Genomic DNA, 26,856 nt, shown 5'->3' with positions numbered 1-26,856 from the left:
GTTACGCTTAAACTTCGAGATAGTTCATGATGCCGTCTGCCGCTTTGCGGCCTTCAGCAATGGCGGTAACCACTAAATCAGAGCCGCGCACGATATCGCCGCCAGCAAAGATTTTCGGGTTGCTGGTCTGGAAGGCGTTTTCGCTGCCTTCAGGTGCCACGACGCGGCCCTGAGTGTCCAGTTCGACGTCGTGTGATGCCAGCCATTCCATTTTATGTGGGCGGAAACCAAAGGCCATGACCACGGCATCGGCTTCCATCACATGTTCGGAACCCGCCACGATCTCAGCACGGCGACGGCCTTGGGCGTCTGGCGCACCAAGTTCGGTGCGTGCCATTCTCACACCACTGACGCGGCCAGCGCTGTTCAGTTCGATGCTCAGCGGCTGCAGGTTGAATTTGAATTCAACACCTTCTTCGCGCGCATTCTTCACTTCACGGCGTGAGCCCGGCATGTTCTCTTCGTCACGGCGATAAGCACAGGTGACGTGCGTTGCGCCTTGGCGAATCGAGGTACGCACGCAGTCCATCGCGGTGTCGCCACCGCCCAGCACCACGACGCGTTTCTTCTCCATCGTGGTGTAAGGCTCATCAACGCTGTCGTCATAGCCCATCAGCTGCTTGGTGTTAGCAATCAGGAATGGCAGCGCGTCGTAAACGCCCGGCGCATCTTCATTTTCCAAACCACCGCGCATGGACTGGTAAGTCCCCACGCCCAAGAACACCGCGTCGTACTCGGCCAGCAGGGCATCAATGGTGATGTCCTTGCCGACTTCGGTATTGAGTTGGAACTCGATACCCATTTCGGTGAAGATCTCACGGCGCTTGGTCATCACGGATTTTTCCAGCTTGAAGGCCGGGATACCGAAGGTCAGCAGACCGCCGATTTCAGGGTGACGGTCATACACCACGGCTTTCACGCCGTTGCGGGTCAGCACATCGGCACAGGCAAGGCCAGCAGGGCCCGCGCCGATAATAGCGACGCGTTTGCCGGTTGGCTGCACGTGAGACATATCAGGACGCCAGCCCATTTCGATGGCTTTATCGTTGATATAACGCTCGATGTTGCCGATGGTGACCGCGCCAAACTCGTCATTCAGCGTACAAGAGCCTTCGCACAGGCGATCTTGCGGGCAGACGCGTCCGCACACTTCTGGCAGGCTGTTGGTCTGGTGAGCCAGATCCGCCGCTTCCATAATGCGACCTTCATTCGCCAGCTTCAGCCAGTTAGGAATGTAGTTGTGAACCGGGCATTTCCACTCGCAATACGGGTTACCGCAAGAGAGACAGCGGTCAGCCTGTGACGCGGCCTGAGTCGCTGAAAACGGCTCGTAAATTTCAACAAATTCAATTTTACGGATTTTCAGCGGTTTCTTTGGCGGATCAACGCGCTGTAAGTCGATAAATTGATAAACGTTTTGACTCATCTTGACCTCTTACTGCGCTTGTACCCGCAGCTCAGCTGCGGAACGACTACGGTGACCCAACAATGCTTTGACATCACTGGACTTCGGTTTTACCAGCGCAAACTTCGGCGCCCATTCCGGCCAGTTAGCCAAAATCTCTTCACCGCGTGTCGATGCGGTCAACTGTACGTGTTCGGTGATCAAACCGCGCAGATGCTCTTCATGGATTGCCAGCTCTTCAACATCAAGCACTTCAACCAATTCTGGGTTAACGCGTTTGCGGAACTCGCCATCTTCATCCAGCACGTAGGCGAAACCACCGGTCATGCCCGCGCCGAAGTTGACGCCAGTACGGCCCAGCACGCAGACGATGCCGCCAGTCATGTATTCACAGCCGTTATCGCCAATGCCTTCAACCACGGTGATAGCACCGGAGTTACGCACCGCGAAACGCTCGCCTGCGCGGCCCGCAGCAAACATCTTGCCGCCGGTTGCGCCATACAGACAGGTGTTGCCGATGATGCTGGCTTCGTGGCTGCGGAACGCCGACCCAATCGGTGGGCGAATAGCGATACGGCCGCCGGCCATACCTTTACCCACGTAGTCGTTAGCGTCGCCGGTTAACATCAGGTCTACGCCACCGGCGTTCCAGACGCCGAAGCTCTGGCCCGCAGTACCGTTGAAGTTGATGCGAACTGGGTCAGCCGCCATGCCCTGATCGCCATGCTTCTCAGCGATGGCGCCGGACAGCAGCGCACCCACGGAACGGTCGGTGTTACGGATATCGAAGAACAGCGGCTTGCTCTGTTTGGTCTCGATATGCGACGCGGCCTGATCCAGAATGTCTTTGTTCAGCTTGCCGTTGTCGAACGGCGGGTTGCTTTCGGTGCAGTACACTGCTTTGCCCGGATGTGGCGTTGCCGTCTTCAGCAGCGCGGACAGGTCCAGTTTGTTCTGCTTGGCGGTGAAGCCGTCGAGTTCCAGCAGCAAGTCAGTGCGACCAATCAGATCAACCAACTGGCTCACGCCTAGCTCGGCCATAATCTCACGGGTTTCCTGAGCGATGAACTTGAAGTAGTTAGTCACGCGCTCTGGCAGGCCGTGGTAGTGGTTGCGGCGCAGTTTCTCATCCTGAGTGGCTACGCCGGTTGCGCAGTTGTTCAGGTGGCAAATACGCAGGTATTTACAGCCCAGCGCGACCATTGGGCCAGTACCGAAGCCGAAGCTTTCAGCACCCAAGATGGCAGCTTTAATAATGTCAGCACCTGTTTTCAGACCGCCATCCACTTGCAGGCGGATCTTGTGGCGCAGGCCGTTGGCAACCAGCGCTTGCTGAGTTTCCACCAGACCGAGCTCCCACGGGCAGCCCGCGTATTTCACAGATGACAGTGGGCTTGCGCCAGTACCGCCGTCGTAACCTGCGATGGTGATGAGATCCGCATAGGCTTTCGCCACGCCGGTGGCGATAGTACCTACGCCCGGCTCCGAAACCAGTTTCACCGAAATCATGGCTTTTGGATTAACCTGTTTCAGGTCGAAAATCAGCTGCGCCAAGTCTTCGATGGAGTAGATGTCGTGGTGCGGTGGTGGAGAAATCAGGGTCACGCCCGGCACGGAGTAACGCAGTTTCGCGATGTACGGCGTCACTTTGTCACCCGGCAGCTGGCCGCCTTCGCCCGGTTTTGCACCCTGAGCGACTTTGATCTGAATGACGTCAGCATTCACCAGATAAGCCGGTGTTACGCCGAAACGACCCGAAGCCACCTGCTTGATGCGCGACACTTTATTGGTGCCGTAGCGAGCCGGATCTTCACCGCCTTCGCCTGAGTTAGAGCGACCGCCAATGCTGTTCATCGCTTCTGCCAGAGACTCGTGAGCCTCCGGGCTGAGTGCGCCGATGGACATGGCTGCGGTATCGAAGCGAGTGAACAAGCCTTCGGCTGGTTCAACCTGATCGACTGGGATCGGCTGACCTTTTGGCGTGATCTGCAACAGATCGCGCAGGGCAGCAACCGGACGCTCATTGACCAGTTTGGCGTATTGCTGATAGTCGCTGTACTCGCCGCTTCTGACTGCTGCTTGCAGCGTGTTCACCACGTCAGGGTTATAAGCGTGATATTCGCCACCGTGGACGAATTTCAGCAGGCCGCCCTGTTCCAGCGTCTTACGCTTCAACCATGCGCGTTTGGACAGGTTTTGCAGGTCTTGCTCGAAGTCGCTGTAGCTTGCGCCACCGATGCGGCTCACCACGCCTTGGAAGCAGGTATTGGACAAGTCTTTGTGCAGACCCACGGCTTCGAACAGTTGCGAACAACGGTAAGAGGCGATAGTGGAAATGCCCATTTTGGACATGATTTTGTACAAGCCTTTGTTGATACCGTTACGGTAGTTCAACATGACTTCGCGGTATTTCTTGTCGATAACCTGAGTGTCGACCAGCTTCGCCAAGGTTTCATAAGCGAGGTACGGGTAGACCGCCGTCGCGCCGAACCCAAGCAGCACGGCGAAGTGGTGCGGATCGCGGGCACTGGCGGTTTCAACAATGATGTTGGCGTCGCAGCGCAGGCTCTTCTCAACCAGACGGCGTTGCAGCGCGCCCACTGCCATTGGGGCTGGCAGAGGTAAACGGTTTGGCGCGATATTGCGGTCAGACAGCACCAGCAGCACGGCGCCGTCGCGCACTTTGCGCTCACCTTCGTCGCAGAGTTTGGCGACAAAGGCTTCCATATCTTGCTCGGCTGGGTCGTAAGTCAGGTCCAGCGTGTCGGCGCGATAGTATTTGCTGTCCAGCGTGGTCAGCTGTTTAAAGTCAGACCACAGCAGGATTGGCGATTTGAAGCTCAGACGGTGCGCCTGACCTTCGGCTTCACAGAACACGTTCATCTCGCGGCCAATACTGGTCGCGAGAGACATCACGTGAGCTTCGCGCAGCGGGTCGATTGGCGGGTTGGTGACCTGCGCAAACTGCTGGCGGAAGTAATCATAAATAATGCGCGGACGGCTCGAAAGCACGGCGAATGGCGTGTCGTCACCCATTGAACCGACGGCCTCTTGACCGTTCTCACCCAGCACGCGGATGATCTGATCCAGCTCTTCGCTGCTATAAGCGAACTGCTTCTGGAAGGTTTCCAACTGGGTATCGTCGAGTTCGCGAGTGCCCACTTCGGCGTCGGAGAGATCTTCAAACGGCACCAGACGCTGAACGTTTTTCTCCATCCACTCTTTATACGGGTGGCGTCCTTTCAGGTCGTTATCGGTTTCTGCCGAGTGGTGGATCTTGCCGGTACGGGTGTCGATAACCATCAGTTCGCCAGGTCCGACGCGGCCTTTTTCGACCACTTCGTCCGGCTGGTAATCCCAGATACCCACTTCAGACGCGCAGGTGATCAGCTTGTCTTTGGTAATGACGTAGCGCGCAGGGCGCAGGCCGTTACGGTCGAGGTTACAGGCAGCGTAGCGGCCATCTGACATCACGATACCGGCCGGGCCGTCCCACGGCTCCATGTGCATGGAGTTGAAGTCGAAGAACGCGCGCAGGTCGTCGTCCATGTCCGGGTTCTGCTGCCAGGCTGGCGGCACCAGCAGGCGCATAGCGCGCAGCAGGTCCATACCACCGGCTAGGAACAGCTCCAGCATGTTATCCAGCGAGCTGGAGTCAGAACCTGTTTCATTCACAAACGGCGCAGCGTCTTGCAGATCGGGGATTAACGGCGTCTTGAACTTATAACCACGGGCGCGCGCCCACTGGCGGTTACCAGCAATGGTGTTGATCTCGCCGTTGTGCGCCAAATAGCGGAACGGCTGGGCCAGAGGCCAGCGCGGCACGGTGTTGGTGGAAAAGCGCTGGTGGAATAAGCAAATGGCCGATTCCAGACGCAGGTCAGCTAAATCAAGATAGAAACGTGGCAAATCGGCTGGCATACACAAGCCTTTATAAATGTTCACCACGTTGGAGAAGCTACACACGTAGAAGTCTTTGTCTTCAATACGTTTTTCCATACGGCGACGCGCCATGTACAGGCGGCGTTCCATATCGCGCGGACGCCAGCCCGCAGGGGCGTTCACGAAAATCTGTTCGATGCGAGGCAGGGAGGAGAGGGCAATCTCACCGAGAACGTCAGGGTTAGTCGGCACGTCGCGCCAGCCAACGACTGACAGCGTTTCGTTTTGCAGTTCTTCCTCAATAATGCGGCGACTTGCAGCAGCTTCTTCATCATCTTTGCTGAGGAATAACATGCCAACGGCGTAGTTTTTTGCCAAACGCCAGCCGCGCTCTTCTGCAACCATGCGGAAGAAACGGTCGGGTTTCTGTAAAAGTAAGCCACAGCCGTCGCCAGTCTTGCCATCGGCAAGGATTGCGCCACGGTGTTGCATGCGGGCCAGTGCGTGGATTGCCGTACGCACGACCTTATGGCTAGGTTCGCCTTCTATGTGGGCGATCAGGCCGAAACCACAGTTGTCCCTCTCGAGGGATTTATCGTACAACATATTAGTGAACCTCCCCAGGCTCTGCGAGACTCTCACACCTTTTGCGAGGGGGCTTTTAGACGGAGAGGGCTCACATTTCCGCGCACTCTTGCGGTGCGTTGAATGCCTGAGTTTCTCGGTCAAAGGCCCCTCGTGACGGTTCTCACAAGTGGTGGTTGACTTGTTTTAATGAGGGAGTCTTCAATTACTGCATAAATATGACGAGTGATGCACCCGTCGAGATTGCTTCCAGCGGACTCCCAACTTAGCGAGAAAGCCTACACAGGTCAAATAGGTATTTAAGTTATATCAAAATGTGCATAAATGAGGTTATGGTATTGAAATAAAAGAACTTATTGGTGATTTTAAACCCGCATAGACGTTGCGGATAGGGGGCCGAAGTGTGAGCTGTCTCACTGTCCGGTAGCCACACTAACTATGCACCATGCTAGAAGAGACGATAATCGCAGTGTTTTATACTGCTAAAGGCCTGCCGCCTGTGCTTTGTGACTGTTTTTAACCAGACAGTAATAATGTACTAAGAGGGGGAGAATAATAAGAAATATTCATACAGTAAGAAGTGATTTTATTTGCAGTAATAATGAATAGTTATTCTTAATGTAAGTGATTCGCATTAAGGAGAATTTATGAAGAAAGGGCGGAATGACTGAGGATATTAGGGGCAAACCTGAATAGTTAAGGCGATCATTAATAATATCACACAGCTTATTAGTCAATATCTGCACGGATTTAAACTCCCTTGCACCATCACCAGCCCTGTCTGGGTGCAAAGCCTGCAGCAATAGCCGGCTCGCGGTTCTGACTCATCTTCGCCTCATTTCCGAGCATTATGCGGTATCATTTAATCGTCTTCGTTTTTAGGGAATGGTTATGAAGCAAATCCGAGTGTTAGCCCAGTATTACGTTGATCTGATGGTCAAGCTGGGATTGGTACGTTTTTCTTTGCTATTGGCATCCGCGCTAGTGGTGCTGGCGATGATTGTGCAAATGGCCGTGACCATGCTGCTGCGTGGGCAGGTTGATAGCATTGACGTGGTGCGTTCAATCTTCTTTGGTTTGCTGATAACCCCTTGGGCGGTCTATTTCCTCTCGGTGGTGGTCGAACAGCTGGAAGAGTCCCGTCAGCGTTTGTCGCGCTTGGTCGATAAGCTCGAAGAGATGCGCCATCGCGACCTGACCCTAAATCAGCAGCTGAAGGACAACATCACCCAGCTGAATCAGGAGATCGCCGACCGTATCAAGGCGGAAGAAGCGCGTTTGGCCGTGGTCGACAAGCTGAAACTCGAGATGCACCACCGCGAACAGGCGCAGATTGAACTGAGCCAGCAATCGGCTCTGCTCCGCTCCTTCCTCGATGCCTCGCCGGATTTGGTTTACTACCGCAACGAAGACAAGGAGTTCTCCGGCTGTAACCGCGCAATGGAGTTGCTGACCGGTAAAAGCGAGAAGCAGCTTATTGGGCTGACCCCCAATGATGTTTACAGCCCGGACATTGCCGAGAAAGTGGTGGAAACCGATGAGAAAGTCTTCCGCCACAATGTCTCTTTAACCTACGAGCAGTGGCTGGTGTATCCCGACGGGCGCAAAGCCTGTTTCGAGCTGCGCAAAGTGCCGTTTTATGACCGTATCGGTAAGCGCCACGGCCTGATGGGCTTCGGGCGTGATATTACCGAGCGTAAGCGCTATCAGGACGCGCTGGAGAACGCCAGCAGGGAAAAGACCACCTTTATCTCTACTATCAGCCACGAGCTGCGTACGCCGCTTAACGGCATCGTGGGGCTGAGCCGCATCCTGCTCGACACTCATCTGAACGAAGAGCAGCACAACTATCTGAAAACCATTCACGTCAGCGCCATCACCCTTGGTAACATTTTCAATGACATCATTGAGATGGATAAGCTCGAGCGCCGCAAAGTGCAGTTGGATAACCAGCCGGTGGACTTCACCGGTTTCCTGTCGGATCTGGAAAATCTCTCCGGCTTGCTGGTTCAGCCTAAAGGCCTGAAGTTCGTGATGCAGCCCGATTTGCCGATGCCAGACAAAATCGTTACCGACGGCACCCGTTTGCGACAAATCCTGTGGAATCTGATTGGTAACGCGGTCAAGTTCACTCACGACGGCGAAATCGTGGTGCGCGTCCATCACGACGGCAGCGAGCATCTGCGCTTTGAAGTGCAGGATTCGGGAATGGGCATTCCGAAAGATGAACAAGAGAAGATCTTCGCCATGTATTACCAGGTGAAAGATAAGAACGGCGGCAAGCCCGCCACCGGCACCGGGATTGGCCTGGCGGTGTCGAAACGCCTGGCGCAAAGCATGGGCGGCGATATCACCGTATGCAGCGAAAAGGGACAGGGTTCTTGCTTCACGCTGAGCGTTATCGCGCCTACGCTTGATGAACCCGTCGCCGAGAGCGAAGAGGAAGAGGATCTGCCGCTGCCGGCGCTGAACGTGCTGCTGGTGGAGGATATCGAGCTGAACGTCATCGTGGCGCGCTCGGTACTGGAGAAGCTCGGCAACAGCGTTGACGTGGCAATGAATGGCCACGACGCACTGCAAATGTTCGATCCGGACGAATACGATTTGGTGCTGCTCGACATTCAGCTACCGGACATGACCGGGCTGGATATCGCTCGCAAACTTCGTCAGGACTATGCCGGCCAGCATCTCCCACCGTTAGTGGCGTTGACCGCCAACGTGCTGAAAGACAAGAAAGAGTATCTCGATGCCGGTATGGATGACGTACTGAGTAAGCCGCTCTCCGTGGCGGCGCTGACTGCCATGATCCAGCAGTTTTGGGATCATCAACCTGAAGAATTGCCTACTGAGGAAAAAACCGTGGTCGCAAAAGCTAACGAGTCAGTGCTCGATGTCGCCATGCTGGAACAGTACATGGAGTTGGTTGGGCCGGGGCTGATTTACCAGAGTGCGGATATGTTTGAGAAAATGATGCCGGATTATCTCGCGGTGCTTGATTCCAACATGGTCGCCCGCGACCAAAAAGGCATTGCGGAAGAGGGCCATAAGATCAAAGGCGCGGCCGGGTCGGTAGGGCTTAAGCATCTACAAGTGCTAGCACAGCAAATTCAAACGCCGACATTGCCAGCTTGGTGGGATAACGTTCAGGAGTGGATCGATGAGTTGAAGCTTGAATGGCGTAATGATGTGCGAATTTTACGTGAATGGACGGCAAACGCTGAAAAAAAATAACCCCAGCCTAGGCCGGGGTGCGCGAATACTGCGCCAACACCAGGGAAATCGTTAACCCGCGTTAATTCTTAGGGTTTTGGTTTCGCAGGTTTTGGTCAATTCGACGTAAAGTCTAATACATATTCTATGAATCAACATAACAAATATAAGCGTTGCTGTTACAAGATTCATTAAAAACTGTGATGTAGATTAGTCTTTGTCTATACAAAACTACAAGTCTTTATCGCAGGATTTTTAGGAGAATACAAATGCAGGTTGTGGGTGTTTTCCTTTGTAGTCGTGATTTTTCTAATGGAACAGAGTTTTCAGACGCTTTTTTGACCGTTATGTCGGTGAGAAAACATACAGACAAGGCGCTGTTTATTGTTGCTAATGCCTCTGAACTCGCTGTTATTAAAGAGCTTATTGCAAAGTGTAACGTTAGCTTTACCGCTAACGAAAAAAAATCCTCATATTTTGATGATTATGAAATAATTTCACTCAAGGAATCGGTTCCTGAACAGCTCAGCGCGCTGATTTTTAGTGGCGGATTTGGAGTAGTTAGTCAGTTAACCACCTTCGAGAAAGATGGAAGCGATTACAGGATCGATGAACAACTGTTCACATTGGTGGATGAAATACATAAGAAACGTAAACCAATTGGCTTTGTCAGTCAGTCATCATTGTTAGCGCCGAAACTCTTTGATACATCAATAAGAGTTACCTTAGGAAAAGATGCCGATCGGGCGGAACTCCTTGATGCAATTGGTGCCGAGCCGGTTTTCTGTCCGGCGGATGATATTGTGGTCAATATGGAAATGCGGATTGTTAGCACTCCGGGGGGCTTGTCAGAAGATTCTGACACTCAAGCGGCTCTGGGGATTGATAAGCTGGTCAGATGTGTCATGGAATGGAGTGAATGAGGAAATCGTCTGGAATGGCTCTGCTTCGAGCCCCCTTAAAATGGTTAAAACGACTGGTAATTTTTGTTATCGGTGTATGGATTGCAGGGATCGTGCTGTTTTCCTTTTTGCCCGTTCCCTTTTCTGCTGTGATGGTCGAAAGGCAGATTTCGGCATGGCTGTCCGGGGATTTTGGCTATGTTTCACATTCTGACTGGGTACCGATGAGCGAAATATCGTCGCCAATGGCGCTAGCAGTCATGGCCGCAGAGGATCAGAAATTCCCTGAACACTGGGGTTTTGACGTTGATGCCATTCAATCCGTGCTCTCCAAAAGCGATCAGGAAAACGCCAGGATCCGTGGCGCATCGACGCTTTCTCAGCAAACTGCCAAAAATCTGTTTTTGTGGGATGGTCGCAGTTGGGTGCGCAAGGGGCTGGAAGCCGGTTTGACGGTAGGTATAGAAACCGTCTGGAGCAAACGCCGCATTCTCACGGTGTATCTGAATATTGTTGAGTTTGGCGACGGCGTGTTTGGCGTGGAAGAGGCGGCTCAGCACTTCTTCCATAAGCCTGCCAGCAGGCTGACAGCCTCACAAGCGGCGCTATTGGCCGCAGTGCTGCCTAACCCTCATCTGTTCAAGGTCAATGCGCCTTCGGCTTATGTGCTGCGCAGGCAGCAGTGGATTTTACGGCAGATGGGACAACTGGGCGGGGATGCTTTCTTAAAAGAGCATAACTTGCGTTAATCAGCAGTTAGCAAAGAAGAGACTTCTTCCGGCCCATCCCGCCGTAAAAGAGAGGGGAGGGGCCGGGTAACACTTAGCGTTTCTTGAGTAGCAGATAGATACTGATAAACAGGAACAGCGCGCTCGGCAGGATAGCGCCAAGGATCGGCGGAATGCTGTACACCAAGCTTAATGGGCCGAAAATCTGGTCCATCACGTAGAACAGGAAGCCGAAGCAGATCCCCGTCACCACGCGCACGCCCATAGGCACGCTGCGCAGCGGCCCGAAGATGAACGACAGGGCCATCAACATCATTACCGCGACTGACAATGGCGAGAAAATCTTACTCCACATATTGAGCTGATAACGCTTGGCCTCTTGCCCACTCTGCTGCAGGTATTTCACATAGTTGTGCAAGCCGCTAATCGACAGCGCGTCAGGGTCTAAAGCCACCACGCCCAGCTTGTCTGGCGTCAGATTGGTTTTCCATTCGCCAGTCAGGGTTTGCGAGCCGGTGATCTGCTTGCCGTCGGTGAGGATAGACTCATCCACCTGCGACAGTTTCCAGGTGCCATTTTCAAATGACGCGGAAGAGGCATAGCGAACGGACTGCAGCTTATTGTTGTTATCGAAGTGGTAGATGTTCACGCCGGTGATTTCATTGTCACCCGCGACACGTTCGATAAAGATAAAGTCTTTGCCATCTTTCGCCCACAGGCCGCTCTGGGTGGAGAGCAACGAACCGCCGTACATTTGCTGTGCGCGGTAGTTTCTCGCCATCTGCTCGCCCTGCGGCGCCACCCATTCGCCGATTGCCATGGTTAGCAGGACCAGCGGAATGGCCGTCTTCATCACGGAAGAAGCAATTTGCATACGGGTGAAGCCCGAAGCCTGCATGACCACCAGTTCACTACGAGTTGCCAAGGTGCCCAAGCCCAAGAGTGCGCCTAACAGGGCCGCCATCGGGAAGAAGATCTCGATATCTTTTGGCACGCTGAGCAGGGTATAGAGGCCCGCGCCCGCCGCAGAATAGCCACCCTGACCGACTTTACGCAGCTGGTCGACGAATTTGATAATGCCCGACAGCGACACCAGCATGAACAACGTCATCATGATGGTGTTGAAGATCGTGCGGCCGATATAGCGGTCTAATACTCCAAACATCAGGCTCTCCCTCTCAAGCGCGCGCGAATCTTACGCATCGGCAACGTGTCCCACATGTTCAGCACCAGTGCTAATAAGAAGTAGGCGAGGTTGGTCACCCACATCCATATCATTGGGTCCAGTTTGTCTTTCGCACCGTTAGAGCGCAGAGAGCTTTGCAGCAGGAAGAAAATCAAATACAGCATGATGGCTGGCAGCATACTGAGCACGCGGCCCTGGCGCGGGTTGACCACGCTGAGTGGCACCACCAGTAACGCCATGATGAACACGGAAGCAACCAGCGTCAGACGCCAGTGGAATTCAGAACGCGCCTCGGGCAAATCTGAGTGCCACAGCTGTTGCATCGACATCTGGTCGGAATCGCTGGTGTCGAGCGCAACCGCCTGATGACCAATGACCGCCAGATAATTGACGAAATCAGTGATACGGAAGTCACGCAGCAGGGCGGTACCTTCGTAGCGCGTGCCCTGGTCCAGCGTCACCATCTGTGAGCCGTCCGGGCGCTGTTCCATATGGCCTTTATCTGCGACCACTACCGACGGGCGCTGATTGCCGTTCGGGCGCAGCTGCGCCAGGAACACGTTGTGGAATTCTTTACCTTTCACGTTACCAACGAACAGCACGGCATTGCCGTCCTGAGCCTGTTGGAACTGGCCTTCGACCATGGCCGCCATGCTTGGGTTGGCTTTCGCTTCGGCTAACACTTCGTCTTGATGCTTGGATGACCAAGGGCTAACCCAGAAGGCGTTGATCCCTGCAAAAACAGAGGTAAATAAAGCCAGACATAGCGCAGCAAGGATTAATGAACGTTTACCAAGGCCGCAGGCGTGCATAACAGTGATTTCACTGTCTGTATAAAGTTTGCCCAATGTCATCAATAAGCCGAGGAACAGACTTAAAGGCAAGATGAGCTGTGCCATTTCCGGCACGCCTAAGCCCAGCAGAGAAAGGACTAAATTTGTTGGGATATCGCCATCAACCGCCGCGCCCAGAACCCTGACTAACTTCTGACAAAAGAAGATCAGCAGCAGGATAAAGAGAATTGCGATTTGGCTCTTGAAGGTTTCCCTAACCAGATATCTAATGATGATCACGCTTAATACGCCTGTGATAACTTGTCTTTTTGCAGGAAAATCGATAGTTTCATCGCTAATCCGCCATTTATTCTCATCATATGGCAACCTTCACAGCTAAAATAGTATTACAACACCGAGAATTGGGGTGTCCTATAGGAACATGCTTATAGCCGCCAAAATAAAAACTAACGCCGTTCAGGTTAACACAGGTCGTTAACACAGTGACGGGAGATGTCTCCGGCCTATTCATTCTAGCCGCAGCCCCCGCCGTTGTCTTTAAGATTCAGGAGAGTGCATGGAGTTCAGTGTAAAAAGCGGTAGCCCGGAAAAACAGCGCAGTGCCTGTATTGTAGTCGGCGTTTTTGAACCTCGCCGCTTGTCACCTATTGCCGAACAGCTCGACAAAATCAGTGATGGCTACATCAGCGCCTTGCTCCGCCGTGGCGAACTCGAGGGTAAAGTCGGCCAAACTCTGCTGCTGCATCATGTTCCGAACATTCTTTCCGAACGCATCCTGTTGATCGGTTGCGGGAAAGAGCGCGAGCTTGATGAGCGCCAGTACAAACAGGTGATCCAAAAAACCATCAACACCCTGAACGACACGGGTTCGATGGAAGCCGTCTGTTTCCTGACCGAATTGCATGTCAAAGGGCGTAATACCTATTGGAAAGTGCGTCAGGCGGTCGAAACCTCCAAAGAGTCGCTTTACACCTTCGATCAGTTGAAAAGCAACAAAACCGAGCCGCGCCGTCCGCTGCGTAAGATGGTCTTCAACGTGCCAACGCGCCGCGAATTGACCAGCGGCGAGCGCGCTATTCAGCACGGTCTGGCCGTGGCTGCGGGTATCAAAGCTGCCAAAGACCTCAGCAACATGCCACCAAACATCTGTAACGCGGCTTACCTGGCTTCTCAGGCTCGCCAACTGGCAGATGCGTTTAGCACCAACATCACCACCCGCGTCATCGGCGAACAGCAGATGAAAGAGCTGGGCATGAATGCCTATCTGGCGGTGGGTCATGGTTCTAAAAACGAATCCTTGATGTCCGTGATGGAATATAAAGGCAATCCCAATCCAGACGCTAAGCCTATCGTGCTCGTCGGTAAAGGTTTGACCTTCGACTCCGGCGGTATTTCCATTAAGCCTGCGGCTGATATGGATGAGATGAAGTACGACATGTGTGGTGCCGCAGCAGTTTATGGTGCGATGCGCGTGGTGGCCGAACTCAACCTGCCGTTGAACGTGATAGGCGTGTTGGCGGGCTGTGAAAACATGCCGGGTGGTCAGGCATTCCGTCCGGGCGACATTCTGACCACGATGTCCGGCCAGACGGTAGAAGTGCTCAATACCGATGCCGAAGGCCGCCTGGTGTTGTGCGACGCCCTGACCTACGTCGAGCGCTTCGACCCTGAGCTGGTGATTGACGTGGCGACCCTGACCGGCGCATGCGTGATCGCATTGGGTCATCACATCACCGGTTTGCTGTCGAATCACAATCCGCTGGCCCATGAGCTGATTGGCGCGTCCGAGCAGTCGGGTGACCGCGCGTGGCGTTTGCCGCTGGCTGACGAGTATTACGAGCAGCTGGATTCCAACTTTGCTGATATGGCGAATATCGGTGGCCGTCCGGGTGGTGCTATCACCGCAGGCTGCTTCCTGTCGCGCTTTACCCGTAAATACAGCTGGGCCCATCTCGACATCGCCGGTACGGCATGGCGTTCAGGTAAGAACAAAGGCGCCACGGGCCGTCCTGTCGCTCTCCTGTCTCAGTTCTTGTTGAACCGCGCAGGGCTTGATGGCGACGATTGATCTCCCCATACACCCTAGCGATACCCAAAATCATTCGAGCTGTATCAAGGCGGCAACTGAATGAATCCCTGGGAGCTTACATCAAGTAAGTGACTAGGGTGAATGAAGGCAGCCAACGCAGAGACAGCTTGAAGGATGAAGGGGATCAGGTCGGTTAATTCCGGCCTGATTTATTTTGGTTAAATGCACTGGATAACTGATGAAACAAGCCACTTTTTTTCTGCTCGATACGCCCGATGGCGACACCGGCCTTAGCTCGCACGAAGCGCTGGCCTGTCAGATTGCCGCCGAACGCTGTCGCGCCGGGAAACGCGTTTTGCTGGCATGTGAAGATCAACAGCAGGCAGAACGTCTGGACGAAGCCTTATGGCAGCGCGACCCAAGCCAGTTCGTGCCGCACAATTTGGCCGGCGAAGGCCCAAAATTCGGTGCGCCGGTTGAGCTATGCTGGCCGGGAAAACGCGGTAACGCGCCGCGCGATCTCTTGATAAGCCTGCTGCCCCAGTTTGCAGATTTTGCTACTGCTTTCCATGAAGTGGTAGACTTCGTACCATACGAAGATTCCCTAAAACAGTTGGCGCGCGATCGCTATAAAGCGTATCGCAGCGTTGGCTTTACCTTGACCACGGCCACGCCGCCGTCGGTCACTACATCGACCGACTAAAAAAACGAAGCGAAATGGATAAGACATATAACCCGCAAGATATCGAGCAACCGCTTTACGAGCACTGGGAAGAACAGGGCTATTTCAAGCCGCATGGCGACACCAGTAAAGAAAGCTTTGCCATCATGATCCCGCCGCCGAACGTCACCGGTAGCTTGCACATGGGTCACGCTTTCCAGCAAACCATCATGGACGCCATGATCCGCTATCAGCGTATGCAGGGTAAAAACACGCTGTGGCAGGCGGGTACTGACCATGCGGGTATCGCAACGCAGATGGTGGTTGAACGCAAAATTGCTGCCGAAGAAGGTAAAACGCGCCACGACTACGGTCGCGATGCTTTCATCGACAAAATCTGGGAGTGGAAAGCCGAATCCGGTGGCACCATTACTCGCCAGATGCGCCGTCTGGGCGACTCCGTGGACTGGGAGCGCGAGCGCTTCACCATGGATGATGGCCTGTCTGACGCCGTGCGCGAAGTCTTTGTGCGCCTGTATAAAGAGGACCTGATTTACCGCGGCAAACGTCTGGTGAACTGGGACCCGAAACTGCGTACTGCGATTTCTGACCTTGAAGTTGAAAACCGCGAATCCAAAGGTTCCATGTGGCACCTGCGTTATCCGCTGGCTGACGGCGCGAAAACGGCCGAAGGTAACGACTATCTGGTGGTGGCGACGACGCGTCCTGAAACCATGCTGGGTGATACCGGCGTGGCCGTTAATCCAGAAGATCCGCGCTACAAAGATTTGATTGGCAAAGAGATTATTCTGCCGCTGGTTGGCCGTCGTATTCCTATCGTGGGTGATGAACACGCCGATATGGAAAAAGGCACCGGCTGCGTGAAAATCACGCCAGCCCACGACTTTAACGACTACGAAGTGGGTAAACGTCACGGCTTGCCGATGATCAACATCCTGACCTTCGATGGCGATGTTCGCCAGACAGCCGAAGTTTTCGACACTAACGGTGAAGAGAGCGACGCGTGCAGCAATGAAATCCCAGAAGCCTTCCGCGGCCTAGAGCGTTTTGCCGCGCGTAAAGCCGTGGTTGCTGCTTTCGACGAAGCTGGCCTGCTGGAAGAGATCAAACCTCACGAGCTGACCGTGCCTTATGGCGATCGCGGTGGCGTGGTTATCGAGCCAATGCTGACCGACCAATGGTATGTGCGCACAGCCCCGCTGGCGAAAGTGGCGGTAGAAGCCGTTGAGCAGGGTGAGATCCAGTTCGTGCCTAAGCAGTACGAAAACATGTATTTCAGCTGGATGCGTGACATTCAGGACTGGTGTATTTCCCGCCAGCTGTGGTGGGGCCACCGTATCCCTGCGTGGTACGACGCCGAAGGCAACGTTTACGTTGGCCGCGACGAAGCTGAAGTGCGCAGCGAAAACAATCTGGGCGCAGACGTCGTGCTGACCCAAGACGAAGATGTGCTCGACACTTGGTTCTCTTCTGGCCTGTGGACCTTCTCCACGCTGGGCTGGCCGAACCAAACTGCCGATCTGAAAGCTTTCCACCCGTCGAGCGTCGTGGTCAGCGGCTTCGACATCATCTTCTTCTGGATCGCGCGCATGATCATGATGACCATGCACTTCGTGAAAGATGAAAACGGCAAGCCGCAGGTTCCATTCCACACGGTCTACATGACCGGGCTTATCCGCGACGACGAAGGGCAGAAGATGTCTAAGTCGAAAGGTAACGTAATCGATCCATTAGATATGATTGACGGCATTTCGCTGGAAGACCTGCTGGAAAAACGTACCGGTAACATGATGCAGCCACAGCTGGCGGAGAAAATCCGTAAGCGCACCGAGAAGCAGTTCCCGAACGGCATCGAGCCGCACGGTACTGATGCCCTGCGCTTCACACTGGCCGCGCTGGCTTCAACCGGCCGTGATATCAACTGGGACATGAAGCGTCTCGAGGGTTATCGCAACTTCTGTAATAAGCTGTGGAACGCTAGCCGCTTCGTGCTGATGAACACAGAAGATCAAGATTGCGGCCTGAACGGCGGCGAGCTTGAGCTGTCTCTGGCTGATCGTTGGATCCTGGCTGAATACAACCGCACGGTGAAAGCTTACCGTGACGCAATGGACGGCTACCGCTTCGACTTAGCGGCCAGCATTCTGTATGAATTCACCTGGAACCAGTTCTGCGACTGGTATCTGGAACTCACCAAGCCGGTAATGAATGGCGGCAGCGAAGCACAGCTGCGCGGCACCCGTCATACGCTGGTGGAAGTGCTGGAAGGCCTGCTGCGCCTGGCGCATCCGATCATTCCATTCATTACAGAAACCATCTGGCAGCGCGTTAAAACGCTGAAAGGCATCACAGCTGAAACTATCATGCTGCAACCTTTCCCAGAGTATGACGCGGCTAAGGCTGACGAAAGCGCGCTGGCCGACCTTGAGTGGATCAAGCAGGCTATCATCGCTATCCGTAACGTTCGCGCCGAGATGAACCTCTCTCCGGGCAAACCTCTGGAGCTGCTGCTGCGTGGAGCAAGTGCAGATGCACAGCGTCGCGTTGAGCAGAACCTGAACTTCATCTCCTCGCTGGCACGTCTTGAGTCCATCACCGTGCTGCCTGCGGGCGATAAAGGCCCGGTTTCTATGACCAAGCTGGTGGACGGCGCTGAGTTGCTGATCCCAATGGCCGGTCTTATCGACAAAGCCGCTGAGCTGGCGCGTTTGGATAAAGAGATGGCGAAGATTGACGGCGAAATCGCGTCAATCGAAGGCAAGCTCTCCAACGAAGGCTTCGTGGCTCGTGCTCCAGAAGCGGTTGTTGCTAAAGAGCGTGAACGTCTGGTTGCCTGTGGCGAAGCCAAAGTTAAGCTGGCTGAGCAGAAAGCGACTATCGCCGCGCTGTAAGATATCGTGTCTAAGTGATGTTATGCAAAAGGCCGCTCACGCGGCCTTTTTTGTTGCAGCGGCGCAAGCTAAATTTATTGCGTATTTTAAAACGGCATCCGTGGCCCCGGCGTTGCATCATTGCGCGGTTAGGTGGTATTAATTCGGACTGATTGTGTTTTTATCATCATATTGAGTGAGCCTTATGTCTACCGCCACACCCCTCAACTTGCAGGTGCGTCTGATACGTCCTGAAGACAATGCCGCTATTGCGAATGTTATCCGCCAAGTCTCTGCCGAATTCGGCCTGACCGCCGACAAAGGCTACACGGTGGCGGATCCCAACCTTGACCATTTATATGAAAATTACAGCCAACCGCGCTGCGCATATTGGGTGGTGGAGCTGGATGGGCAGATCGCGGGCGGCGGCGGGGTCGCACCTCTACAGGGCGCAGAAGATGATTTGTGTGAATTACAGAAAATGTATTTCCACTCGGCATTGCGCGGGAAAGGTTTAGCCAAGAAATTAGCCTTACAGGCATTAGATTTTGCCCGCACCCAAGGCTTTGCACGCTGCTATTTAGAAACCACCGGCAGCCTGACGCAGGCCGTGGCTTTATATGAGCACTTAGGTTTTGTGCATATTGACGGACCATTAGGCAATACAGGTCATACTGATTGTGAAGTTACCATGCTTAAACTGCTATAATCAGGCACGATTAAGTTTGGATCGGCTAACTTTGGCACAGGCATCAGTATGTTCACTTATAAAGAAATTTCGACGCTGAACGAATTAGAATTGATGGTGTATAACACCATCATTAAAAACACGGATAAAGTCATGTATATGACTATCCGTGAACTCGCTGATGCTGCGGGCGTTTCCACCACCACCGTGCTGCGTTTTTGCAAGAAAATGAATTGCGACGGATATTCAGAATTCCGCATTCGCTTTAAGTTATATCTTGAACGTGATGAAAAGCCGCCGGTCTCTTTCGGTATTAGTGAGATTATTAGTTACTTCAAAAGTATTAATAATAGCGAGTTTGATGAGTTATTAGATAAAGCCGCTGCGCAAATTGCTTCCACCCGCAGAATTATATTTGTGGGCATTGGCACGTCGGGCGCTTTGGGTAAATATAGCGCGCGCTTTTTTTCTAATATTGGTAAGTTCAGCACTTATATTGATGACCCTTATTACCCAATTAATAGCGATATGTATCAGGATGCCATCGCGATTATTTTCTCGGTTTCTGGCGAGACAGAAGAGATCATCCGCATTGCCAGCCAGTTCAGTTTGCAGAATTGCAAAATTATCAGCCTGACCAACAGCGAAAGCTCCACGCTGGCCCGCATGGCGGACCTCAACATCTCTTACCACATGCCACCCATTCTGCTCGAAGGCCACTACAATATTACGACGCAGATCCCAGTTTTGTATATTATCGAAACTATCGGCAAAAAACTGCCGCCGCTAATTAATGAAAATATTATCAAACACCCTAAATAAAACAGGGTGTTTTAAATATGTAACATCTACCAAATAACCCGCTTTGTTATATCGTGACTTCAATTTCTTTTTTGCTAAACTCCCGTCCGAAGTATAAAAATAATAATCTCACCTCTCGTGCCAAAAGTTATACCCGCAGTGATTGACGTCTCAGCTAAGCAGCCAAAGCGCCAAATACCCCGGGTATTAGGAGAATAATAATGGCGATTGATTACGCTCAAACTGCTCAGGAAGTCGTAAAATATATTGGTGGCGATAATAATGTGATTAGCGTCACACATTGCGCAACCCGATTACGCTTTATTTTGAAAGATAATAGCATCGTCGATAAAGAGGAATTAAAACGCGTTAAAGGCGTTATTACCGTTATCGAAGCGGGCGGGCAGATGCAGGTGGTGATCGGCAACCACGTCAGCGATGCTTATAAACAGGTTCTGCGACTGATCACCGTTGACGAAAATGCCCCGGTCTCCGCGCCGAATGTTGGCATTGTCAGCCGGGTGATGGACGTCATTTCGAGTATTTTCACGCCATTCCTTTACCAACTCGCGGCCTGCGGTATTTTACAGGGGATCATCTCCTTCCTGGCCGCCGTCGGCATTATGGACTCCAGCAGCGGCACTTACCGCATCCTGAACTTTGTGTCGTGGACGGCATTCACCTTCCTGCCAGTGATGATCGCCTTTACGGCGGCTAAAAAATTCAACGTTCATCCATTCACCGCTGTTATCACCGCCTGTGCGCTGATCAGCCCTGACTACATGAACATGGTGACGGCGTTCAAAATCACCACTATCAACTCTGCGGATCCTGCGATGCAGCAATTGATGCGTGAAGCCGTTAGCAACCCGGAAATCGCCAATGCTCTGACCAATCTCGTGGGCATTCCGCTCTCCGCGCCGACGCTGGACTTCCTCGGCATTCCGGTGAAATACCTCAGCTACACCGCGTCAGTTATCCCCATCATTCTGATGGTTTGGGCGATGTCCTACGTTGAGCGTTTCTTCAATAAAATCCTGCCAGTGGTGATCCGCAACCTGTTCACCCCAATGTTCTGTATCGCGATTATGGTGCCGATGACCCTGCTGGTGTTTGGCCCGATTGGCAACCTGATTGGCGGCGCGATCGGCGGCGTTTATAACTACCTGTATCATCTCAGCCCGACCGTGGCAGGCTTCGTGGTGGGTGCCTTCTGGCAGCCGTTAGTCACCCTTGGCGTTCATTGGGGCATTACGCCGGTTACCGTCGGCAACTACGCAACCTTGGGTTATGACACCTTCACTGGCCTGCAGGCTTCTGCGGTATTCGCTATGACCGGCACCATGTTCGGCGTTTATCTGAAAACCCGTAGCCGTGAAATGAAAGGTATTTCACTGTCAGCGGGCGTAACCGGGCTGTTTGGGATCACCGAACCGGCTATCTATGGTGTGGCGCTGCGCCTGAAAAAACCTTTCCTGTGCAGCTGTGCTGCGGGCGGGATTGGCGGCGCGATTGCAGGCTCATTCAACGCCGTTTCATGGAGTTACTGCCTGCCGGGCATCGCGGTGCTGCCGGTGTTCTTCAAAGAAGGCCACATGCCGCAGTTCCTCGGATTCCTGCTTTCTATCACCGTGGCGTTCGTGCTCGGCGCGCTGTTCACCTATCTGGTCGGCTTTAAAGACGAAGTGGAAAGCCAACCCAAAAGCAGTGCCAAGGCGGCTGATACGACGGCGCCACAGGCCCAGTTGAATCAGGCTTAATCAGTATTTTGTAGATTGGGCGGGAGCTTCCCGCCCTGAATAAGGGAGAATTTGTATGAGAAGCAGCCAGCAATTACCGAAAGATTTTTTATGGGGCGGTGCCGTAGCCGCGCATCAGGTTGAAGGTGGCTGGGATAAGGGCGGTAAAGGCGTAAGTATCGCCGATGTGCTTTCCGGTGGCTCGCACGGCGTGGATCGCGTGAGAACCGATGGCGTGCTTGAAGGTTATCGCTATCCGAACCATGAAGCCGTCGATTTTTACTCGCACTATAAAGAAGACATCGCGCTATTTGCTGAGATGGGCTTCAAATGCTTCCGCACCTCGATTGCCTGGACCCGCATCTTCCCCAATGGTGATGAGGCCCAGCCAAACGAAGCTGGCCTGCAATTCTACGACAACATGTTTGACGAGCTGCTTAAGCACGGCATCGAGCCGGTTATCACCCTGTCTCACTTCGAGATGCCGTGGCATCTGGTAAAAGAGTACGGCGGCTGGAAAAACCGCAAAGTGGTGGATTTCTTTGTGAAGTTCAGTGAAGTGGTGCTGGAGCGTTATAAGCACAAAGTGAAGTACTGGATGACCTTCAACGAGATCAACAACCAGCGCAACTGGAAGTACCCGCTGTTCGGCTATTGCTGCTCCGGCGTAGTGTTCACCGAACACGAAAACCCGGAAGAGACCATGTATCAGGTGCTGCACCACCAGTTCGTGGCCAGTGCCAAAGTGGTGAAGCTGGGTCATGCCATTAACCCTGACTTCCAGATTGGCTGCATGGTGGCCATGGTGCCGCTGTATCCATTCTCCTGCCATCCGGACGACGTGATGTACTCGGTGGAGTCCATGCGTGAGCGCTTCCTGTTTGGCGATGTGCACATGCGCGGATACTACCCGTCCTACATTCTTAAAGAGTGGGAGCGTCGCGGCTTTAACATCCAGATGGAAGAGGGCGACGAACAAGCCCTGCGCGAAGGCTGCGCGGATTACATGGGGCTGAGCTATTACATGAGTAACGCGGTGTCGGCGCATAACCCGAGCGATGACAACGGCTTGTCTGGCTTTGCCGGCAGCGTGCCGAACCCGCACGTCAAGGCGTCCGACTGGGGCTGGCAGATTGACCCAGTAGGCCTGCGCTACTCGCTGAGCGTGCTGTACGAGCGTTATCAGAAGCCGCTGTTCATCGTCGAAAATGGCTTTGGCGCCATCGATAAGGCTTCTCCAGACGGCATGATCCACGATGACTACCGTATCGCCTACCTGAAAGCGCATATTGAGCAGATGAAGAAAGCGGTGTTTGAAGACGGCGTTGACCTGATGGGCTACACCCCTTGGGGCTGCATCGACTGCGTGTCCTTCACCACCGGCGAGTACAGCAAGCGCTACGGTTTTATCCACGTCGATAAAAACGATGACGGCAGCGGAACCATGGCCCGTTCGCGTAAACAGAGCTTTGAGTGGTACAAGAACGTGATTAGCAGCAATGGCGAAGTGCTTTAAGGCGAGATGTCAGACAAGCTGTTGAAAGTCAGAAAGAATTCAGGCCCGTTAAGGGCCTGAATGTTATGAGCGAAATGATTTACTTCACGTAGGTAAAGGCAGTGGTGACGTGTTTCACACCACTCACACCGGCTGCAATGCTCGCCGCCGATTTCCCCTCTTCCTGAGTTACCAGACCCAACAAGAAGACTTCGCCGTTTTCAGTGGTCACTTTCACATTGGAAGATTTCACCGAGTCGCTGGTCAGGATCTGCGAACGGACTTTGGTGGTGATCCACGTGTCCATCGATGCAGTGCCCATAGAGACAGGCTTGCCGGTACGGATTTCGTTGTAGACTTCGCTCGCGCCGTCAACACCCATGGTGATTTGCTTCGCGCGCGCGGCCATGTCTGGCGTTGGCGTCTGGCCGGTTAGCAAGACTTTGCCCTGATAGGCGGTCGCCACAATGCGAGCTTCATCTTTAAGCTGTTTATCTTTGCTAATGGCGTTAGACACGCGAGCTTCCAGCGTGCCGTCATCCACCTGAGTACCCACGGTACGTGGATCGGTGGTGGTTTTCGTTGCCACGCCCGCGACGCCAACAACGGCGGCCGCTACGCAGCCTTGTAATAGTAGGGCGCTTAACAATACTGCAAAGAGAGGACTCGCCTTCATTGGATCTCCTTAATCGTCCTGGTGAGGGAACAGCGTGTTATCAATCAGGTCACAGAGGCAGTTCACTGTGAGCATATGCATTTCCTGAATACGTGCGCTGCGATGGGACGGAATACGGATCTCAACATCGTGAGGCCCTAATAGACCGGCCAACTCACCGCCGTCATACCCTGTCAGTGCGACGATGGTCATGTCGCGGGTCACTGCTGCTTCAACCGCTTTGACAATATCACGGCTGTTACCGCGGGTGGAAATAGCCAGTAAAACGTCTCCAGCCTGCCCCAGCGCGCGAACCTGTTTGGCGTAGATTTCTTCATGCAGGCGATCGTTAGCGATAGCCGTCAGCACGATGTTATCCGCACATAGTGAGATTGCGGGTAAGCTTGGACGTTCAGTTTCAAAGCGATTAATCAGACTGGCTGAAAAATGCTGGGCATTCGCGGCGGAAGTACCATTACCGCAGCACAGTATCTTGTTACCGTTTAGCAGTGATTGCACCAGCGTCATTGCTGCGCGGGAAATCGCATCGGGCAGTGCTTCTGCGGCGGCAATCTGGGTTTGAATACTTTCAGTAAAGCAGGCTTTGATTCTATCCAGCACGTGATTTAGTCCAGTCAGTAAAATGTCGGCTGCGCTATGGCAGGCGTCAGTCTCAAAACAATCTTAATCCGCATTGAATGCATCACGCAGCCATTCTATCTGGCTACCCGTGATGGCTAAAACATCAAAACGGCAAGATGATGTGTCAAAGCTCGCATTTCTTCGTGCAAGCCAAAAAGAGGCGGCTTGTAATAAACGCCGCTGTTTTTGATGCGTCACGCTGGCCGCGGCTCCGCCAAATAAGGCGTTGCGACGGTAGCGCACCTCAACAAACACGATGGTTTGCTGGTCGCGCATGATCAGGTCAATTTCACCCTGTCGGCAAGCCACGTTGGCCTCGACGAAAATTAACCCGGCTTTTTCGAGATAACGCCGGGCGAAGACTTCATAGTCTGCGCCACGTTCGCGCGTTGTCGCGTTTTTTTCTAACATCTATACATCCTTGTACTTAAAAAACGGGGTAAATCCGATACCCCGTTCACGCTTTCAGCTTTGTCTTAAACCTATGATTTAAGAAGAAACCGGCACCAGCGCGCCTTTACTGTACTGCAACCACGGCATTTTGCGATGGATCACGCAGTTTTGGTTCGCACTCAGCTGGCCGGTTTTGCCACTAATCTGGAAGCCTGGGATCTGGCGCATTTGTGAGAAGTGGTTTGCCAAGTCCCATGCGTCGATACCCATTGCGTAGAGGCGCACCAGCGAGTAGTCATTTTTGAACTGACCCGTAGCTTGCTGCATCAACGCCGGGTTGGTGCCCGCCAGCAGAGGAATATCGCTGAACTGCACGCCTTCCATCTCCAGACGGTAATCCGGGCCTGCGCCTGCCTGATAGCTGCGCGAACTGGCGTAGACAGCTGGCTTATTGCGGCCGCTGACAGCCAAATCAATCATCGGCTTAATCAGCGTCAGCTCGTCCTGCGTCGCCACGATATACACCGAATCTACATTACCCGATGCGCCGCCGCCGGTGGCCTGAGTGATCTGGTCATCGGTTGGTGGTGCCGGGATGGTGATGCCGCCAATGGTCACGCCCTGAGGCGCGGTCGCCGCCGCTTGCGCGCTGCTCGACACCGGCGTGCCGGTCAGACGAATGCCGCTGCGGATGGTGGATTTCAGTTCTGCATAAGAGCCAAGGCCCTGTTTCAGCACCGTTTGTCCACCCTGTTTCTGCCACTCATCGGCAAAAGCCTGAGCGATACGGTCGCCGAAGTTACCACGCGGCACCAACAGCAGCGGAGCCTGACGGTGCTGTTGCCACATATGGCGCGCGGCGTCCTGAGCTTCGTCTTCCGGAGAGAGCGCAAAGTAACAGATATTCGGGCTGCTTTTCTCAGTTTCTGGCTGATTCAGCGCTAAAACGTTTAATGGCGTTTGATCTGCCGCCAAACCGTTGACCTGATCCTTCAGCAATGGGCCGACGACGATAGTCGCGCCATCTTGCTGAGCCTGCGCGAGCAAGGCTGGGATTGGTTGGGTGCTGGTGTCATACACTTTCACCTGAGCACTTGGGTTAGCCGACGTGGTTGGCTGTGGGGCAGCCGGAGCTGCTGCAGTAGTGGCTGCCTGCTGCTCTTGATCCGCGCCGTCCTGCTGGGCCGAAGGGCTAACGGCGGCATTCGGGTCAACCGGAGCTGGAGCCGGTGCCGCGTTTGGATCTGCTGCTGGCTGCTGCTGCGCCGCAGGCTGAGCAGAAGGTAATCCGTTCATTGCCGCGTTGAAGCCTTGCTGAATGGCATTGCCATACACCTGCGCCGCGCCGCTCATCGGCAGGAACAAGGCAATCTTCTCCGTAGAAGAAGGTTGGAAGTTCAACACGCTGTTTAACTGAGTCGGCAGGCTCTTAGCCGCCGGGTTCACCGGATAGCGGCGCTGCCAGTCTTTAATACCGGCTTTCAGCAGGTCAGGGTCTTGCTTGTTGCTCTGCCAGACGCTGAGCAGGTCGAGCCAGCCTTGCAGGGTGTTTTCATTCGCATTGATGGTGATGTTGCTAACGTCCTGCGGCGTCATCTGAGTCAGCGCGGCCCAGGTGGCGTCAATGTTGTTCTGATGGGGTTTACCCTGTAACAGCGGCTCCTGAGCGATATAGGCACGCAGCAGGCCTAGGCTGGTGCGGCCTTGGCTGGCGTCGATTTGCGCCTGATAGAAGCGCGCCTGCTGGTCGCTGTTGAGGTTGGAGGGATCGATTTTGCTCAGCGTGGTGGCCGCCGCTGGGTAATTCTGCTGGGCGACCTGCACTTCGGCGCTCACCAACTGCTGCTCTTGCGCCTGCACGGCGGTCAGGTTTTGCGGCAAATTGGCCAGCTGATCGGCTGCCTGAGGCACTTTGCCTTCGCGCAACAGGGCACGAACTGCAAGTAATTGCCAGTCAGCCTTGGTATCATCACCGCTTTGCTGGGCCTGCTGCAGATAATAGTCTGAGCTGCCCGTCGCCTTCGCCTGAACGGTTTCAGTCGGCGCTTGCGGTGCCTGGCTCGAACAACTGGCGAGAAGCATCGCCACGATAACGGCAGGGATCAAACGTCCCGTGCGGGTACGAAAAGTAGTTGAGGAAGGCATTCAGTTTCCAGTGATGTTTTTTTCA

The 26,856-nt window shown here is 53.7% G+C and carries 18 protein-coding genes; 10 read left to right on the top strand and 8 right to left on the bottom strand.

From position 1 onward, the window contains the following. Positions 1–7: 7 nt before the first annotated feature. Together ACT3RR_RS18120 and gltB are read right to left on the bottom strand one after the other, a co-directional pair. Positions 8–1,426: a glutamate synthase small subunit gene (locus ACT3RR_RS18120; RefSeq protein WP_353500782.1), complete on the bottom strand. Its 1,419-nt coding sequence runs from the start codon at positions 1,424–1,426 to the stop codon at positions 8–10. Between the two features lie 9 nt (positions 1,427–1,435). Continuing rightward, positions 1,436–5,893, bottom strand: a complete 4,458-nt coding sequence (gltB, locus tag ACT3RR_RS18115) for a glutamate synthase large subunit (RefSeq protein WP_496200867.1) — start codon at positions 5,891–5,893, stop codon at positions 1,436–1,438. An 870-nt stretch (positions 5,894–6,763) separates the two neighbouring features. Here gltB and arcB point away from each other — a divergent pair. The 3 genes from arcB to mtgA all read left to right on the top strand — a co-directional run bounded on the left by arcB (position 6,764) and on the right by mtgA (position 10,733). Then, a complete protein-coding gene (gene arcB, locus ACT3RR_RS18110) occupies positions 6,764–9,103 on the top strand; it encodes an aerobic respiration two-component sensor histidine kinase ArcB (RefSeq protein ID WP_353500784.1) in 2,340 nt (779 codons plus the stop codon). Positions 9,104–9,351: 248 nt separating this feature from the next. Continuing rightward, positions 9,352–10,005, top strand: a complete 654-nt coding sequence (locus ACT3RR_RS18105; RefSeq protein ID WP_353500785.1) for a type 1 glutamine amidotransferase family protein — start codon at positions 9,352–9,354, stop codon at positions 10,003–10,005. Further along, positions 10,002–10,733 carry a monofunctional biosynthetic peptidoglycan transglycosylase gene (gene mtgA / locus ACT3RR_RS18100; protein WP_485902146.1) on the top strand — a complete coding sequence of 244 codons (732 nt, stop codon included), beginning with the start codon at positions 10,002–10,004 and terminating at the stop codon, positions 10,731–10,733. Before ACT3RR_RS18105 ends, mtgA begins: the two co-directional genes overlap by 4 nt. A gap of 73 nt (positions 10,734–10,806) precedes the next feature. Here the strand turns inward: mtgA and lptG are convergent, their stop codons facing one another. Both lptG and lptF read right to left on the bottom strand, forming a co-directional pair. Continuing rightward, entirely contained in the window at positions 10,807–11,877 is a 1,071-nt protein-coding gene (gene lptG, locus ACT3RR_RS18095; protein ID WP_034786737.1) for an LPS export ABC transporter permease LptG, read from the bottom strand. Beyond that, entirely contained in the window at positions 11,877–12,971 is a 1,095-nt protein-coding gene (gene lptF / locus ACT3RR_RS18090; protein ID WP_353500787.1) for an LPS export ABC transporter permease LptF, read from the bottom strand. Before lptF ends, lptG begins: the two co-directional genes overlap by 1 nt. Positions 12,972–13,248: 277 nt before the next feature. On the opposite strand from lptF, the gene pepA reads away from it, so the two are divergent. From pepA to ACT3RR_RS18055, 7 genes are all read left to right on the top strand, one after another. Further along, positions 13,249–14,760 carry a leucyl aminopeptidase gene (gene pepA, locus ACT3RR_RS18085; protein ID WP_353500788.1) on the top strand — a complete coding sequence of 504 codons (1,512 nt, stop codon included), beginning with the start codon at positions 13,249–13,251 and terminating at the stop codon, positions 14,758–14,760. 199 nt (positions 14,761–14,959) lie between these two features. After that, complete coding sequence (locus ACT3RR_RS18080; protein WP_034786742.1) at positions 14,960–15,424, top strand: DNA polymerase III subunit chi; 465 nt, start codon at positions 14,960–14,962, stop codon at positions 15,422–15,424. 14 nt (positions 15,425–15,438) lie between these two features. Continuing rightward, positions 15,439–18,294 carry a valine--tRNA ligase gene (locus ACT3RR_RS18075; RefSeq protein ID WP_496200866.1) on the top strand — a complete coding sequence of 952 codons (2,856 nt, stop codon included), beginning with the start codon at positions 15,439–15,441 and terminating at the stop codon, positions 18,292–18,294. Positions 18,295–18,478: 184 nt separating this feature from the next. Beyond that, positions 18,479–18,982, top strand: coding sequence for a GNAT family N-acetyltransferase (locus ACT3RR_RS18070; RefSeq protein ID WP_353500790.1), 504 nt, complete (start codon positions 18,479–18,481; stop codon positions 18,980–18,982). Between the two features lie 48 nt (positions 18,983–19,030). Further along, positions 19,031–19,783: a MurR/RpiR family transcriptional regulator gene (locus ACT3RR_RS18065; RefSeq protein WP_034786749.1), complete on the top strand. Its 753-nt coding sequence runs from the start codon at positions 19,031–19,033 to the stop codon at positions 19,781–19,783. Between the two features lie 200 nt (positions 19,784–19,983). Beyond that, positions 19,984–21,522 (top strand): PTS transporter subunit EIIC, encoded by a 1,539-nt coding sequence (locus ACT3RR_RS18060; protein WP_353500791.1) that lies wholly within the window; start codon positions 19,984–19,986, stop codon positions 21,520–21,522. A gap of 55 nt (positions 21,523–21,577) precedes the next feature. Then, on the top strand, positions 21,578–23,017 hold the full coding sequence (locus ACT3RR_RS18055; protein WP_496200865.1) for a 6-phospho-beta-glucosidase: 1,440 nt from the start codon (positions 21,578–21,580) through the stop codon (positions 23,015–23,017). A gap of 79 nt (positions 23,018–23,096) precedes the next feature. On the opposite strand, the gene dolP is transcribed toward ACT3RR_RS18055, so the two are convergent. The 4 genes from dolP to ACT3RR_RS18035 form a co-directional block, all read right to left on the bottom strand. Beyond that, the gene (gene dolP, locus ACT3RR_RS18050) at positions 23,097–23,672 is read right to left on the bottom strand and encodes a division/outer membrane stress-associated lipid-binding lipoprotein (RefSeq protein ID WP_034786754.1); all 576 of its coding nucleotides are present in this window, start codon (positions 23,670–23,672) and stop codon (positions 23,097–23,099) included. Positions 23,673–23,681: 9 nt separating this feature from the next. After that, a complete protein-coding gene (gene diaA / locus ACT3RR_RS18045; protein ID WP_034786756.1) occupies positions 23,682–24,272 on the bottom strand; it encodes a DnaA initiator-associating protein DiaA in 591 nt (196 codons plus the stop codon). A gap of 63 nt (positions 24,273–24,335) precedes the next feature. Beyond that, positions 24,336–24,704: a YraN family protein gene (locus ACT3RR_RS18040; protein WP_496200864.1), complete on the bottom strand. Its 369-nt coding sequence runs from the start codon at positions 24,702–24,704 to the stop codon at positions 24,336–24,338. Positions 24,705–24,782: 78 nt separating this feature from the next. Then, positions 24,783–26,831 carry a penicillin-binding protein activator gene (locus ACT3RR_RS18035; protein ID WP_496200863.1) on the bottom strand — a complete coding sequence of 683 codons (2,049 nt, stop codon included), beginning with the start codon at positions 26,829–26,831 and terminating at the stop codon, positions 24,783–24,785. Positions 26,832–26,856 lie beyond the last annotated feature (25 nt).

The sequence above is a fragment of the Ewingella sp. AOP8-B2-18 genome (genome assembly GCF_052376015.1).
Lineage (GTDB): Bacteria > Pseudomonadota > Gammaproteobacteria > Enterobacterales > Enterobacteriaceae > Ewingella > Ewingella allii.
The sequence above is the reverse complement of the archived record's forward strand: the minus strand, read 5'-3'. Positions and strand labels throughout refer to the sequence as shown.

Bases quoted from the DNA above. Each gene is read 5' to 3' on its own strand.
- ACT3RR_RS18120 (WP_353500782.1), bottom strand. From the start codon at position 1,426: ATGAGTCAAAACGTTTATCAATTTATCGACTTACAGCGCGTTGATCCG.
- gltB (WP_496200867.1), bottom strand. From the start codon at position 5,893: ATGTTGTACGATAAATCCCTCGAGAGGGACAACTGTGGTTTCGGCCTG.
- arcB (WP_353500784.1), top strand. From the start codon at position 6,764: ATGAAGCAAATCCGAGTGTTAGCCCAGTATTACGTTGATCTGATGGTC.
- ACT3RR_RS18105 (WP_353500785.1), top strand. From the start codon at position 9,352: ATGCAGGTTGTGGGTGTTTTCCTTTGTAGTCGTGATTTTTCTAATGGA.
- mtgA (WP_485902146.1), top strand. From the start codon at position 10,002: ATGAGGAAATCGTCTGGAATGGCTCTGCTTCGAGCCCCCTTAAAATGG.
- lptG (WP_034786737.1), bottom strand. From the start codon at position 11,877: ATGTTTGGAGTATTAGACCGCTATATCGGCCGCACGATCTTCAACACC.
- pepA (WP_353500788.1), top strand. From the start codon at position 13,249: ATGGAGTTCAGTGTAAAAAGCGGTAGCCCGGAAAAACAGCGCAGTGCC.
- ACT3RR_RS18080 (WP_034786742.1), top strand. From the start codon at position 14,960: ATGAAACAAGCCACTTTTTTTCTGCTCGATACGCCCGATGGCGACACC.
- ACT3RR_RS18075 (WP_496200866.1), top strand. From the start codon at position 15,439: ATGGATAAGACATATAACCCGCAAGATATCGAGCAACCGCTTTACGAG.
- ACT3RR_RS18070 (WP_353500790.1), top strand. From the start codon at position 18,479: ATGTCTACCGCCACACCCCTCAACTTGCAGGTGCGTCTGATACGTCCT.
- ACT3RR_RS18065 (WP_034786749.1), top strand. From the start codon at position 19,031: ATGTTCACTTATAAAGAAATTTCGACGCTGAACGAATTAGAATTGATG.
- ACT3RR_RS18060 (WP_353500791.1), top strand. From the start codon at position 19,984: ATGGCGATTGATTACGCTCAAACTGCTCAGGAAGTCGTAAAATATATT.
- ACT3RR_RS18055 (WP_496200865.1), top strand. From the start codon at position 21,578: ATGAGAAGCAGCCAGCAATTACCGAAAGATTTTTTATGGGGCGGTGCC.
- dolP (WP_034786754.1), bottom strand. From the start codon at position 23,672: ATGAAGGCGAGTCCTCTCTTTGCAGTATTGTTAAGCGCCCTACTATTA.
- ACT3RR_RS18040 (WP_496200864.1), bottom strand. From the start codon at position 24,704: ATGTTAGAAAAAAACGCGACAACGCGCGAACGTGGCGCAGACTATGAA.
- ACT3RR_RS18035 (WP_496200863.1), bottom strand. From the start codon at position 26,831: ATGCCTTCCTCAACTACTTTTCGTACCCGCACGGGACGTTTGATCCCT.